General features: G+C 68.3%; 16 protein-coding genes. 11 read left to right on the plus strand and 5 right to left on the minus strand.

All coding sequences use genetic code 11. From position 1 onward, the window contains the following. From NHG85_RS06260 to NHG85_RS06280, 5 genes are all read left to right on the plus strand, one after another. On the plus strand, positions 1–654 hold a 654-nt coding region (locus NHG85_RS06260), incomplete at its 5' end, for a COG3904 family protein (RefSeq protein WP_253330822.1). 58 nt (positions 655–712) lie between these two features. Then, positions 713–1,750, plus strand: a complete 1,038-nt coding sequence (gene alr, locus NHG85_RS06265) for an alanine racemase (protein WP_253330824.1) — start codon at positions 713–715, stop codon at positions 1,748–1,750. A 138-nt stretch (positions 1,751–1,888) separates the two neighbouring features. Then, on the plus strand, positions 1,889–2,674 hold the full coding sequence (locus NHG85_RS06270; RefSeq protein WP_370362980.1) for a DNA repair protein: 786 nt from the start codon (positions 1,889–1,891) through the stop codon (positions 2,672–2,674). A 90-nt stretch (positions 2,675–2,764) separates the two neighbouring features. Continuing rightward, a complete protein-coding gene (gene radA, locus NHG85_RS06275) occupies positions 2,765–4,156 on the plus strand; it encodes a DNA repair protein RadA (RefSeq protein ID WP_253330852.1) in 1,392 nt (463 codons plus the stop codon). Positions 4,157–4,164: 8 nt separating this feature from the next. Further along, positions 4,165–4,725 (plus strand): CvpA family protein, encoded by a 561-nt coding sequence (locus NHG85_RS06280; RefSeq protein ID WP_253330826.1) that lies wholly within the window; start codon positions 4,165–4,167, stop codon positions 4,723–4,725. Between the two features lies 1 nt (position 4,726). On the opposite strand, the gene NHG85_RS06285 is transcribed toward NHG85_RS06280, so the two are convergent. The 3 genes from NHG85_RS06285 to NHG85_RS06295 are packed head-to-tail and all read right to left on the minus strand — an operon-like array spanning position 4,727 to position 7,277. Next, on the minus strand, positions 4,727–4,822 hold the full coding sequence (locus NHG85_RS06285) for a DUF2474 domain-containing protein (protein ID WP_253330827.1): 96 nt from the start codon (positions 4,820–4,822) through the stop codon (positions 4,727–4,729). Further along, the gene (gene cydB, locus NHG85_RS06290) at positions 4,822–5,841 is read right to left on the minus strand and encodes a cytochrome d ubiquinol oxidase subunit II (RefSeq protein ID WP_253330828.1); all 1,020 of its coding nucleotides are present in this window, start codon (positions 5,839–5,841) and stop codon (positions 4,822–4,824) included. The genes NHG85_RS06285 and cydB overlap by 1 nt, the downstream gene beginning before the upstream one ends. Further along, entirely contained in the window at positions 5,841–7,277 is a 1,437-nt protein-coding gene (locus NHG85_RS06295; protein WP_253330829.1) for a cytochrome ubiquinol oxidase subunit I, read from the minus strand. Before NHG85_RS06295 ends, cydB begins: the two co-directional genes overlap by 1 nt. Before the next feature lie 240 nt (positions 7,278–7,517). On the opposite strand from NHG85_RS06295, the gene purF reads away from it, so the two are divergent. Further along, on the plus strand, positions 7,518–8,981 hold the full coding sequence (gene purF / locus NHG85_RS06300; RefSeq protein WP_253330830.1) for an amidophosphoribosyltransferase: 1,464 nt from the start codon (positions 7,518–7,520) through the stop codon (positions 8,979–8,981). 9 nt (positions 8,982–8,990) lie between these two features. Here the strand turns inward: purF and NHG85_RS06305 are convergent, their stop codons facing one another. Further along, the gene (locus NHG85_RS06305; RefSeq protein WP_253330831.1) at positions 8,991–9,506 is read right to left on the minus strand and encodes a VOC family protein; all 516 of its coding nucleotides are present in this window, start codon (positions 9,504–9,506) and stop codon (positions 8,991–8,993) included. Positions 9,507–9,596: 90 nt separating this feature from the next. Further along, positions 9,597–10,169 (minus strand): biotin transporter BioY, encoded by a 573-nt coding sequence (locus NHG85_RS06310; RefSeq protein WP_253330838.1) that lies wholly within the window; start codon positions 10,167–10,169, stop codon positions 9,597–9,599. A 130-nt stretch (positions 10,170–10,299) separates the two neighbouring features. Here NHG85_RS06310 and NHG85_RS06315 point away from each other — a divergent pair, with 130 nt between their 5' ends. The 5 genes from NHG85_RS06315 to NHG85_RS06335 form a co-directional block, all read left to right on the plus strand. Then, on the plus strand, positions 10,300–10,899 hold the full coding sequence (locus tag NHG85_RS06315) for a hypothetical protein (protein WP_253330840.1): 600 nt from the start codon (positions 10,300–10,302) through the stop codon (positions 10,897–10,899). Then, the gene (locus NHG85_RS06320; protein WP_253330842.1) at positions 10,896–11,549 is read left to right on the plus strand and encodes an SDR family NAD(P)-dependent oxidoreductase; all 654 of its coding nucleotides are present in this window, start codon (positions 10,896–10,898) and stop codon (positions 11,547–11,549) included. The genes NHG85_RS06315 and NHG85_RS06320 overlap by 4 nt, the downstream gene beginning before the upstream one ends. Positions 11,550–11,671: 122 nt before the next feature. Beyond that, entirely contained in the window at positions 11,672–12,472 is an 801-nt protein-coding gene (gene surE / locus NHG85_RS06325) for a 5'/3'-nucleotidase SurE (RefSeq protein ID WP_253330844.1), read from the plus strand. Further along, the gene (locus NHG85_RS06330; RefSeq protein WP_253330846.1) at positions 12,469–13,110 is read left to right on the plus strand and encodes a protein-L-isoaspartate(D-aspartate) O-methyltransferase; all 642 of its coding nucleotides are present in this window, start codon (positions 12,469–12,471) and stop codon (positions 13,108–13,110) included. Before surE ends, NHG85_RS06330 begins: the two co-directional genes overlap by 4 nt. Positions 13,111–13,183: 73 nt before the next feature. Beyond that, positions 13,184–13,644, plus strand: a 461-nt coding sequence (locus NHG85_RS06335) for a LysM peptidoglycan-binding domain-containing protein (RefSeq protein WP_253330848.1), incomplete at its 3' end; no start/stop codon positions are given.

Here is a 13,644-nt window from a genome sequence, read left to right on the forward strand (position 1 = left end):
GCCTGGCCCTCGACGGCGCCGCAGCTCACCGAGCCGGTGCGTCCCGGCGACCAGACCCGCCGCTTTCGACCCGACCGGCTGCCCGCCCCGCCGCGTCGGGACGGCACGCCCCTGCCCGACACCGCCGAAATGCCCGACCGGCTGCGCGTCAGGATTGAGGAGGGGCGCATGACGCTCACGGGACGGATCGCGCCAGGCGACGCCGCGCGTGTCGCCACCGCACTCGAACGCGCCGAGCCGCCCCCCGCCACGGCCCTCCTCGACAGCCCCGGCGGCTCGGTCACCGATGCGCTGGCGATCGGCCGGATGCTGCGCGATCTGGGCATCGGGACGCGGATCGGGGCCGGGGCGGTCTGTCTTTCGGCCTGCCCCTACATCCTCGCGGGCGGCGCGACCCGGCGGGTGGACGAAAGCGCATGGGTCGGGGTGCACCAGCACTACTTCGACCAGAACACCGCCCTGCCCGCCATCTTCGCAATCGAGGACATCCAACGCGGCCAGGGCGAGGTGATGGGCTATCTCCTGGATATGGGGATCGACCCGGCGCTCATGCGCCACGCGCTCGCCACCCCGCCCGACGAGATCTACCTGCTGCTGCCCGAGGAGATGGAGCGCTACCGCCTCGCCTCGTCCGAGCCCGATCCCGCTGGCTGAGCCGCACCCCGGGCCCGCCCCTCTTGACGCCGCGCGCCCGCCTGTCACAAGGCAGGCCATGAGCACAGGCGCCCTTACCATCGATCTCGACGCGCTCGCCGCCAACTGGCGCGCGCTCGATGCCCTCACCGCCGCCGAAACCGGCGCGGTCGTCAAGGCGGACGGCTACGGCCTCGGCGCGACCCGTGTCGCCCGCAGGCTGGCCCGCGAAGGCGCGCGCCGCTTCTTCGTGGCGGTGGCCGAAGAGGGCGCCGTCCTGCGCCGCGCGCTCGGCCCCGAACCCGAGATCTACGTCTTCTCAGGCCATATGGAGGGTGACACCCGCAAGCTCGCCGAAGCGGCGCTGATCCCGATGCTCAATTCGATCGAGCAGCTCGCCCGCCATCTCGAAACATTGCCCGGCCATGCGTTCGGCATCCAGCTCGACACCGGGATGAACCGGCTGGGCTTCGAGTGGTCCGACTGGGCCGAGGCCGCGGGCATCGCACTCGAACACGAGCCGCTCTGGTTGATGAGCCATCTCGCCTGCGCCGATGAGCCCGATCACGGCATGAACGGCTACCAGCTCGACATCTTCCGCCAGATGACCGACGGGCTCGGCGTGCCGCGCTCGCTTTCGGCGACGGGCGGCATCCTGCTCGGTCCCGACTATCACTTCGACCTCACCCGCCCCGGCATCGGCCTTTACGGTGGCCATCCCTTCGATGCGGCGCAGCATGTGGTCCGGCTCGACCTGCCGGTGGTGCAGTGCCGCGATCTCGTGGAGGGCGAGGTGGTCGGCTACGGCAATTCGTGGCAGGCCGAGCGGCCGAGCCGCATCGCCACGCTTTCGGGCGGCTATGCCGACGGGCTGCTGCGCGCCCTGTCCGACCGCGCCACGCTCCATCACGGCGCGGTGCCCTGCCCGCTGGTCGGGCGGGTCTCCATGGACCTGATCACCGTGGACATCACCGATCTGGATGCCGACCCCGATTACCTCACCCTGCTCGGCCCCGAACAGGGCGTCGATTCTCTCGCACGCGCGGCGGGGACGATCGATTACGAAATCCTGACATCACTCGGCGGGCGCTATGCCCGGCTCGAACAGCCCGCCTGATCCGACCCCTCAGGGCCGGATTTGGCTGTTTGCGTGGACAATCGGATCACAATTTATGGTGATACCGCAGTTTGAGGAACCGGCGGAGAGCCGCCGAGGTTATGCTGGCAACTGACGCATCCGTGCCGGAGACAGCCTGTGACCCAGCCCAAGCCCGCCGCTTTTGCCACCCGCGCCATGCAATTGCTCGCGATGACGATCCTCGGCCTGGCGGCCACGGTCGCGCTCGCGGCGAGCCTCGCCGCCGCGCTGGGCTACCTGCCCTGGCTGGAACTGACCGCCAGCTTCGGCGGAACCGCCCTGCCCTGGGCCGGCATGGCGCTGCAGCTGTTCCTGACGGCGCTTCTGGTCACTCTGGTGTTCTTCCTGCCGTCCTCGGGCCGTGTCCTCGCGCTCGAAAACAGCCATCGCAACTTCCGCATCTCGATGGATGATGTGGCGCGCGCCTACCACGTGGCCCACACGGCCGACCGTGCCGGGGTGTTCAGCATGTCGTCCGAGTTCGACGCGGTGCGCGAGCGGCTCGCCTTCCTGCGCGATCATCCCGATCTGGGACATCTCGAACACGACGTGATGGAGGTTGCGGCGCAGATGGGCGAACAGGCTCGCGATCTGGCCGACATCTATTCCGACGAGAAGGTCTCGCGCGCGCGCAAGTTCCTTGCCCAACGGCAGGAGGATGCCGAGCGCCAGCAGGAGCGCATCGTCGAGGCGCTGCATGTCTGCCGCGAGATGAAGCGCTGGGCCGATCAGGTCGAGCTGGAGGAAAGCGTCGTGGCCAGCCAGCTCGCGCAGCTCGACGATCAGCTGCAGACCATGCTGCCCGAGCTCGGCTTCGAGCCGCCGCGCAAGGCCGAAGGCACGAATGGCGACATGTCGCAGGACGCGCCCAAGGTGGTCAACATGAAGCCGGCTGCCGAATAGGACCGACATAAACGCAAGGTGAACAGGCAATGGCCCGGCGCGATGTGCCGGGCCATTGCCCGTGCGACCGGGATCGGCGAAAAGAACGGCATGGCCAAGGATCTCAATTACGTCTGCACCGAATGCGGCGCGACCCATTCGAAATGGTCGGGGCGTTGCGACGCCTGCGGCGCGTGGAACACCATTCAGGAAGAGGCGCCGCTGACCGCCGGGCCCGGCGCCAAGGCGCTGGGCGCGCACCGTGGACGCAAGATCGCCCTCACCGATCTCGCCTCCACCCCCGAGGCGCCGCCGCGCACCATGTCGGGCGTGGCCGAGCTCGACCGCGTGCTCGGCGGCGGCCTCGTCGCGGCATCCGCGCTGCTGGTCGGCGGCGATCCGGGGATCGGCAAATCGACGCTGCTGTTGCAGGCGGCGGCCCGGTTCGGGCGCAACAGGCTCAAGGTGATTTACGTCACGGGCGAGGAATCGGCGGCGCAGGTGCAGATGCGCGCCCAGCGCCTTGGGCTGACCGACAGCCCCGTGACGCTGGCGGCCGAGACCAACCTGCGCGACATCCTCACCACGCTCGATGCCGAGCGGCCCGATCTGGTGATCATCGATTCGATCCAGACCATGTGGTCGGACAAGGTCGAGGCGGCCCCCGGCTCCGTGAGCCAGGTCCGCACCGCGGCGCATGAACTGACGACATTCGCCAAGACGCGCGGCATCGCCGTCATCATGGTCGGCCACGTCACCAAGGAAGGCACCCTCGCGGGCCCGCGCGTGGTCGAGCACATGGTCGATTGCGTGCTCTACTTCGAAGGCGAGCGCGGCCACCAGTTCCGCATCCTGCGCGCCCACAAGAACCGCTTCGGCCCCGCTGACGAGATCGGCGTGTTCGAAATGACCGGCCGGGGTCTCGCCGAGGTCAAGAACCCCTCGGCGCTGTTTCTGTCCGAGCGCGACACCGCCACCCCCGGCTCGGTGGTCTTTGCCGGGATCGAGGGCACGCGCCCCATCCTGTGCGAGATCCAGGCGCTGGTCTCCCCCGCCCAGCCCGGCCAGACCCGACGCTCGGTCGTGGGCTGGGACGGCGGACGGCTGGCGATGATCCTCGCCGTGCTCGAAAGCCGCTGCGGCATCTCCTTTGCCGGGCTCGACGTTTATCTCAACGTCGCGGGCGGGCTGCGCATCGGCGAACCCGCCGCCGATCTCGCCGTGGCCGCGGCGCTGATCAGCGCGCGCGAGGATGCCGCCCTGCCGGTGGATTGCGCCATCTTCGGCGAAATCTCTCTTTCGGGGGCAGTACGCCCGGTGGCGCAGCTGGAAAACAGGTTGAAAGAAGCGGCGAAACTTGGTTTCACGCAGGCCATCCTGCCACAGCGCCCCAAGCGCCGCGCCGGGACGGAAATGGCGGCCGGGCTGGATCTGCGCGAGATGCGCGACCTGCCGGGATTCGTCGACACGGTGTTCGGTCTGGCGCCCGGCGAACGGGAATAAGGGTTCTCATGGAAAGTTTCACGATCATCGACGGCATCGTCGCGCTTATCGTCGTGGTGTCGGCGCTTCTGGCCTATTCGCGGGGGCTGGTGCGCGAGGCGCTCGCCATCGCCGGCTGGATCGGCGCGACCATCCTCGCCTTCATCTTCGCCGATCAGGTGCGCCCGCTGGTGCGGCAGATCCCGGTGGTGGGCGACTTCATCGGCGACAGCTGCGAATTGTCGATCATCGCCGCCTTCGCGGTGGTTTTCGCCATCGCCTTGGTGCTCTTCTCGATCTTCACCCCGGTCTTCTCGGGCGCGGTGCAACGCTCCGCCGTGGGCGGCATCGACCAGGGGCTTGGCTTTCTCTTCGGCGTGGCGCGCGGCATCCTGCTCGTCGCGGTGGGCTTCTTCGTCTACGAAGTGATCCTCTCGGCCCAAGCTATCCCGATGGTGGAAAACAGCCGTGCGGCTGCGGTCTTCGGCCAGATCACCGAGAGGTTCTCGACCGAAGAGCCGCAGGCAGCGCTCGCTTGGGTGACCCTGCAATACGAGCAGCTCGTCGGCCTGTGCGGCGCGCCCGCCTGAGTCAGAGCAAAACGGCGCGGATGGCATAGGCCACCGCGCCGACCGCGGCCACGCCCAGCGCCCAGAGCGCCACGAACCAGACGATCTTCCTGATCATCAGTGATAGCCCTTTTCGGGATCGAGCTTGCCGCGGAACACCCAGTAGGCGTAGCCCGTGTAGGCAAGGATGATCGGCACCAGCACGATCGCCCCCACGAACATGAAGAGCTGGCTCTTTGCGGGTGCTGCCGCCTCCCAGATCGTGATCTCCTGCGGGATGGCCAGCGGCCAGATCGACACGCCAAGCCCCAGAAAGCACAGCGCGAAAAGCGCGAGCGCCAGCAGGAACGGCCAGATGTCGCGCCCATGCGCGAAGAGCGAGCGCGCCAGCAGCAGCGCGATGCCCCCGATCAGCAGCGGCACCGGCGCGGTCAGCGCGATCTGCGGCCAGCCGAACCAGCGCGCGGCGTAGCCCGCCCCGAGAAACGGCGTGGCGACACTCACCGCGATGATGCCGGCAAGCGTGGCAACGAAGAAGGCCCGCGCCATGATCCGCACCCGGTGCTGGATCTCGCCCTCGAGCTTCATGTTGAGCCAGCAGGCCCCGAGGAAAGCATAGCCCACCACCACGGCCAGGCCACACAGGACCGAGAACGGCGTCAGCCAATCCCACCAGCCCCCCGCATAGGCGCGGCCCTCCACCTCGATCCCCTGCAGGAAGGCGCCCAAAATGATGCCTTGCGCCAGCGCCGCCGTGACCGAGCCGCCGATGAAGGCCGCGTCCCAGGCGCGTTTTGACAGTCGCGAGGTGGCGCGCCAGCGATATTCGAACGCCACGCCGCGAAAGATCAGCGCCAGCAGCATCGCGATGATCGCCGGATAGACCGCGGGCATGATGACGGCATAGGCCAGCGGAAAGGCGGCAAAGAGCCCGCCCCCGCCCAGCACCAGCCATGTCTCGTTGCCGTCCCAGACCGGGGCGACCGAGTTCATCATGATGTCGCGGTCCTCCTTCTTGCGAAAGAAGGGATAGAGGATGCCGATGCCGAGGTCGAAGCCGTCGAGCACGACATAGACGAAGACCGAAAAGGCCAAGAGGAAGGCCCAGGCGACGGTGAGATCGATCGAGTAGAACATCACGAGGTCTCCGGTGCGATGTCGTGGCCGCTTTCGCGCATCTGCCGATCGGGGGTGATGCCCGAGGTGCGGATCGGCCCCGGTTCGACCCGGACGCCGCGTTCGCCCAGCGCCGGGGCGTGATGCATGAGCTTGAGGATATAGGCCACGCCCGCGCCGAAGACGACGAAGTAGATCACCACGAAGGCGATGAGCGAGGTGCCGACCGCGCTGGCGCCCAGCGGCGAATGCGCCTCCGCCGTCCTGAGCGCGCCATAGACGACATAGGGCTGCCGGCCGACCTCGGTCGTGATCCAGCCCGCGATGACGGCCACGAGGCCGGAGGGGCCCATCACCAGCGCGGCCCGGTGCAGCCATCCGGCCTCATAGAGCCGCCCGCGGAACCGCGCCCAGAGCGACCACAGCCCGACGCCCATCATCGCGAAGCCCAGGCCCACCATGATGCGGAACGACCAGAACACGATGGCCACCGGCGGCTGATCCTCGCGCGGGATGGTGTCGAGCCCGGCGAGCGGCGCGTCGAGGTGATGCTTGAGGATCAGCGAGGAGAGCTTGGGAATACCGATGGCATATTTCAGCTCCTGCGCCTCCTGATCCGGAATGCCGAAAAGATAGAGCGGCGCGCCCTCGGGGTGACTATCGAAATGGCCCTCCATCGCCATGACCTTGGCAGGCTGGTGCTCCAGCGTGTTGAGCCCGTGCATGTCACCCAAAAAGATCTGCATCGGCGCCACGATCGTGGCCATCCACATCGCCATGGAGAACATCGTCCTCACGCCGGGATTCTCCCCATGGCCGCGGATCAGGTGCCACGCCCCCACGCCGCCGACGATGAAGGCGGTGGTGAGATAGGCTGCCGTCAGCGTATGTGCGAGGCGGTATGGGAAGGATGGGTTGAAGATGATCGCCCACCAGTCCTCGGGCACGAACTGGCCGTTCTCGGCGATGGCGAAGCCCTGCGGCGTCTGCATCCAGGAGTTCACGGACAGGATCCACGTGGCCGAGATCGCAGTGCCCACCGCGACCATCAGGCAGGCGAACATGTGCAGCCCGGGGCCGACCTTGTCGCGCCCGAAGATCATGATCCCGAGAAAGCCCGCTTCGAGGAAGAAGGCGGTCAGCACCTCATAGGCCATGAGCGGCCCGATCACCGGCCCGGCGATGTCGGAGAACACCGACCAGTTGGTGCCGAACTGGTAGGACATGGTGATGCCCGAGACGACGCCCATGGCGAAGGTGATGGCAAAGATCTTCAGCCAGTACTTGAACAGCCTCAGATAGGCCTCGTTCTTGCGCCACAGGTAGAGCCCGTTGAGCACGGCGAGAAAGCTCGCCAAGCCGATGGAAAACGCTGGAAAGATGAAGTGAAAGGCGACCGTGAAGCCGAACTGCATCCGCGCCAGCATGACCGCGTCGAAGCCGAGAAAGGTGTCCATGGGCGAAGTTCCTTCTGCCTTGCCCCAGACTTAAGCGCCTCTGCCGCGCAGGCAACGCGACATCTCGCCCACCGGGGCGGACGCGACAACGTGACCGCCGATTGCGCCTCGTGTCTTGCATCGGCCCGCGCGACAGGGCATTGGGCGACCCGACGGAAAGGGTGATATGATCCTTTCGTGACAGTCGGACGCGGAGGTCTTACACGGGCCCCGCAAAGCACCGGATTCGGAGCCAGCCAGATGCGCGATTTCCCCGCCCACCCCTTCGACGACGACAAGCTCAAGGAGGAATGCGGCGTGTTCGGCGTCATCGGCGTCGCGGATGCCGCGAGCTTCCTTGCCCTCGGCCTGCACGCGCTGCAGCACCGCGGCCAGGAAGCCGCCGGCATGGTCACCCATGATGCCGAGGCCGGCTTCTGCTCGGCCCGCCGCATGGGCTACGTGCGCGACAACTTCACCTCGCGCAAGGTGCTCGACACCCTGCCCGGCACGCTCGGGATCGGCCATGTCCGCTACTCGACCTCCGGCCACAAGGGCCAGACCGCGATCCGCGACGTGCAGCCCTTCTTCGGCGAGTTCTCGATGGGCGGCGCCGCCGTCGCGCACAACGGCAACCTGACCAATGCCGCGACGCTGCGCCGCGAGCTGATCGAGCGCGGCTCGATCTTCCAGTCCTCGTCCGACACCGAATGCATCATTCACCTGATGGCGCGCTCGATGGGCCGGTCGATCCCCGACCGCATGGAAGAGGCGTTGCGCAAATGCGAGGGCGCCTTCTCGATCGTCGCGATGACCCGCACCAAGCTGATCGGCTGCCGCGACGCGCTGGGCGTGCGGCCGCTGGTTCTTGGCCGTCTGGGCGATGGCTGGGTGCTGTCGTCCGAGACCTGCGCGCTCGACATCGTCGGCGCCGAGTTCGTGCGCGAGATCGAGCCGGGCGAGATGGTCGTGATCACCGGCCAGGGCGTCGAGAGCAACTTCCCGTTCAAGAACCGCTCGTCGCGGTTCTGCCTGTTCGAGCATGTCTATTTCTCGCGCCCCGACAGCATTCTCGGCGGGCGTTCCGTCTATGAAACCCGCCGCCAGATCGGCGTGGAGCTGGCGCGCGAGGCCCCCGTGGAGGCCGATCTCGTCTGCCCGGTGCCCGATTCCGGCACGCCCGCGGCGATCGGCTTCAGCCATGAAAGCGGCATCCCCTACGGCATGGGGATCATCCGCAACCAGTACATGGGCCGGACCTTCATCGAGCCCTCCGAGCAGATCCGCAACATGGGCGTCAGGCTCAAGCTCAACGTCAACCGCGCGCTCATTCGCGGCAAGCGGGTCATCCTCGTCGACGACTCGGTGGTGCGGGGCACCACCTCGCGCAAGATCAAGGAGATGATCCTCGACGCCGGCGCGGCCGAGGTGCATTTCCGCATCGCCTCCCCGCCGACGGCCTGGCCCTGCTTTTACGGCGTCGACACGCCCGAGCGCGAAAAGCTGCTGGCGAGCCACATGAGCGAGGAGGAGATGCGCCGCCATCTCGACGTCGATAGCCTCAAGTTCATCACCCTCGACGGGCTCTACCGCGCCGTCGGCGTGGCCGAGGGGCGCGACCCGCAAAAGCCGCAATATTGCGACGCCTGCTTCTCGGGCGATTACCCGGTGGTACCGGCGGACATGATCGAAAAGGGCTTTCAACTGAAAACCGCGGCCGAATAGGCCAGCCGGTCAGGAGCCGGGCGGCGCCGGGTCATCGGCCGCGCCGCCCGACCCTGCCGCATCGCCGGCAAAGGCCGCTTCGAGGCCGGCGATATCCACCTTGCCCATTTCCATCAGCGCCTGCGCGACGCGGCCCGCGGCATCGCGGTCGGCCTGCGCCAGAAGCTGCGGCAGGGCCTGTGGCAGGATCTGCCACGACAGTCCGAACCTGTCGCGCAGCCAGCCGCAGCGCGCCCCTTCGCCGCCATCGGCCACCAGCGCGGCCCAAAGCCGGTCGATTTCCGCCTGATCCCGCGCGAGGATCGAAATCGGCACCGCCTCGGTGAGCCGAAGATGCGGGCCGGCGTTGAGCGCGACATAGCCGATACCGCCCAGGGTGAACTCGACCACGCTCGCATGCGGATCGGCCTCCGAGCGCATCACACGGTCGATCCGGCTGCCCGGCAGGAGCGAGATATAGAACCGCGCCGCATCTTCGCCTTGGGTATAGAACCAAAGGCAGATCTTCTGGGTGTCTACCTGCATCAAAGCCGCCCTCCCCGGTCTTGGGAAGAGAGGTAGGGCATGGGCGGAACATGTCCCCATCTTGCGGCGCTGTCATGCCCGCCGGGGCGCCTATCGCCTGCGCCGCCCCAGCATGGTCCAGACCGCGCGCGCGCTCAGCACGGCCAGCGTCGTCTTGACGAGCTTGCCTACGAGGAAGGGCGCCGCGCCGGTCATCACTGCCTCGCCGATCGACACCGGCGTCGTAATGGCGAGCCAGATCACCCCCGGCACCAGCAGCGCCAGAGAGGGCAGAAAGGCCGCGAGGAACAGCAGGCCGAAGCTGCCGCGCCCCCAGTGCCGGACCAGCCGGGCCGTGAGCCAGGCCATGCCGACGAAGCCCCAGAGGTAGCCCGCCGTCGGCCCGTAGAGCGCGGCCACGCCGCTGCCGCCGCTGGCAAAGACGGGAAGGCCGATCGCGCCGAGCGCCAGGTAGAGGAGCAGCGCCAGCGCCGCCAGCCGCGGCGCGCAAACGAGACCGACGATCGACACCGCCAGCGTCTGCAGTGACATCGGCACGGGGTACATCGGAACGTCGATCTGTGCCCCGAGGCCGACCAGCAGCGCACCCGCCAATGCCGTGCCCAGCGTCATGGCAGCGCCCTGCCCCGACGCGGCAGCCGTCGCATTGAGAGGTGGAGACATGATCCGTCTTCCTTTCGTTCGCCCGCGTCGGGTCCCTCGCCCAGACCCGGCCCCATCATCCGGCTTCATGCCCGTGTCGGTCAACGCCGAAGCTCTTGCCGGGCCGGGGATAATGCTTCAAATGCGATGCATGTCCGACCCGCGCCCCGCTCCCGCCGCTTCCGCGCGCCCCGACCGCATCCTCGTGCTGTGCACCGGGCGCTGCGGCTCGACGACGCTCGCGCGCGCCTGTGCGCATCTGGAGAACTGGAGCGTCGCGCATGAAAGCCGCAGCCATCTCACCGGCCCCGCGCGGCTCGATTTCCCGTCGCGGCACATCGAGATCGACAACCGGCTGAGCTGGTTTCTGGGCCGCATCGCGCGCGACATCGGAGACACGGCAGGCTATGTCCATCTGAAGCGCGATCCCGAAGCGGTCGCACAAAGCTTCGCGCGCCGCGCGGGCCAGGGCATCCTGCGCGCCTATCGGCAGGACATCCTGACCCATACCCGCTGGCGCGAGCCCAAATCGAGCCTGATCGAGCAATGCCGCGATCACGTCGACACGGTCACCGCCAATATCGAGGCCTTCATGGCCACGCGGCAGCACCGGCTCACGATCCATCTCGAGGAGATCGAGACGGGCTTCGACAGGCTGTGCGACTGGATCGACGCGAAGGGCGATCTCGACACCGCCCGCGCCGAGCTGGCGCGCCGCCACAATGCATCCACAGGAGACCCAGCGGCATGACCGACACCGCCCTGCCCGTTCTGATCACCGGCGCCAGCCGCGGCCTTGGCGCCGCTCTGGCCGAAGCTTTGGCGCCCGGGCGCCACATCATCGCCGTCGGCCGCACCACCGGCGCGCTCGAAGAGCTCGACGACCGCATCCGCGCCGCCGGCGGCCAGGCCACGCTCGCGCCGATGGACATCACCGTGCCCGAGGCGATGCAGCAGCTCTGCCGCTCGATCCACGACCGCTGGGGCGGGGTCGGCCTGTGGCTGCATACGGCGATCCATGCCGGGCCGCTCGCGCCCGCGCCGCATCTCGCCGACAAGGATCTCGACAGCTCGATCGCGGTGAACCTGCGGGCCATGGCCCGTCTCATCGCCTATGTCGCGCCGCTTCTGGGCCAGTCGGGCCGCGCGGTGTTCTTCGACGATCCGCAGGGCGGCGAAAAGTTCTTTGGCCATTACGGCGCCACCAAATCCGCGCAGATGGCGCTCGCGCGCTCTTGGCAGGCCGAAAGCGTGAAGACCGGGCCCGAGGTGCGCATCCTCGCGCCGCGCCCGATGCCGACGGCGACCCGCGCGCGCTTCTATCCCGGCGAGGATCGCGCGGCACTGGCGGATATCCGCGCGGAGGCGGCCCGGCTTCTGCCCGAGATCCTCGAAGGCTGATCCGAGAACGCCGCGACGAAACCGGCTTGGCGCGCGGCAATCGCGCCTGTCCTGCCTCGGTCCGCGCCGGAATGCTTGCCGCCCTTCTGCCGCTCCCGTAACAAGGGGCCAAAGGGGGCCGCATGCGCATTCTCATCACCAATGACGACGGCATCAACGCACCGGGGCTCAAGGTGCTCGAGGAGATCGCTACCGAGATCGCCGGTCCCTCGGGCGAGGTCTGGGTCGTGGCACCCGCCTTCGAGCAATCGGGCGTGGCGCATTGCATCTCCTACACCCATCCCACGATGATCGCCGAGCTGGGCCCGCGCCGCTTCGCCGCCGAGGGCAGCCCGGCCGATTGCGTCTTGGCCGGGCTGCACGACGTGCTGTCGGACGGGCGGCCCGATCTGGTGCTGTCCGGCGTGAACCGCGGCAACAATGCCGCCGAGAACGCCATGTATTCGGGCACCATCGGCGGCGCGATGGAGGCGGCGCTGCACGGGCTGCCCGCGATCGCGCTGTCGCAGTTCTACGGGCCGCGCAATGTCGGGGCCGAGGACCCGTTCGAGGCGGCGCGTCACCACGGGGCCGCCACGGTGCGACGGCTTCTCGACCATGCGATCTGGGACGCGGAGGCCGATTACCGGCTGTTCTACAACGTCAATTTCCCCGCCCTGCCGGGCGCGGAGGTGCGCGGGCTCAGGGTCGGGCGGCAGGGCTTCCGACGCGAGACATCGTTCGGCGTCGAGCCGCATGTCTCGCCTTCGGGCCGGCGCTTCCTGTGGGTGCGCGGCGGGCGGCAGGACATTCCCACCGGCCCCGGCACCGATGCGCAGGACAATCTCGACGGCTACATCTCGGTGGTGCCGATGCGCGCGGATCTGACCGCGCATGACGCGCTCGATGCCGTCACCGCAGCCCTCGGAGACGCCGCGGAATGAGCTTCGACGCCGACGCCAAGATGAAGTTCCTCTACGCCCTGCGCTCGCACGGGGTGACGGATGCGCGGGTGCTCGACGCGATGGAAAAGATCGACCGTGCGCGTTTCGTCAAGGGGCTCTTCGCCGAGCGCGCCTATGCCGACATGCCGCTGCCGATCGCCTGCGGCCAGACCATTTCCCAGCCCTCGGTGGTCGCTCTGATGACCCAGGCGCTCGATGTGCAGCCGCGCGACAAGGTGCTCGAAGTGGGTTGCGGCTCGGGCTACCAGGCCGCGATCCTGAGCCTTTTGGGGCGGCGCATATACACCATCGACCGCTTCCGCAGCCTCGTCGCCGAAGCGCGCACGACATTCGCCGAGATGGACCTGCCCAACATCACCGCGATCACCGCCGACGGCTCGCATGGCCTGCCCGAGCAGGCCCCCTTCGATCGGATCATCGTCACGGCCGCGGCCGAGGACCCGCCCGGTCCGCTCTTGGCCCAGCTCAGGGTGGGCGGTATCATGGTGCTTCCCGTGGGCCAGTCGGACACGGTGCAAAGCCTGATCCGGGTCACGCGCAGCGAAAGCGGGTTCGATTACGAGGAGCTGCGCGCGGTGCGCTTCGTGCCGCTCGTCGAGGGGCTGGGACAGGACTGAAGCCGGGCCACGCGCCCGAAACAAGAGAACCCCCGGAGCATACGGGGGCCCAATGGGATACGAGGACAGATCGATGCAGAACACATCACTCCGCCGCGCGTGGCGCATGCTGTCTTGCTCCACCGCGCTGGCGCTGGTCGCGGCCTGCGCCGAGCCTTTCGATCCGGATCTGCGCGACATGGGCAACGGCTTCGACACCTCGGCTGCAGCCCTCAATCCGCCGCCGCGCCCGCGTCCCGACGACCGCGGCGTGATCTCCTATCCGAACTACCAGGTCGCCGTCGCGCGCGAGGGCGACACGGTCGTCTCGCTGGCCTCCCGGCTCGGCCTCGAAGCCGGGGCCATCGCACGCTACAACGGCATCTCGCCCGACAGCACGCTGCGCGGCGGCGAGGTGATCGCCCTGCCAAGCCGCGTGGCCGAGCCTTCGCCCGCGACAGGCGCGCAGACCACCGGCCCGATCACGCCGAGCAACCCGCCCGTAAGCGCCGGGCGGATCGACGTCACCACGCTGGCCGGGGCCGCGATCGACCG

The organism is Limimaricola litoreus, from assembly GCF_024159025.1.
Lineage (GTDB): Bacteria > Pseudomonadota > Alphaproteobacteria > Rhodobacterales > Rhodobacteraceae > Limimaricola > Limimaricola litoreus.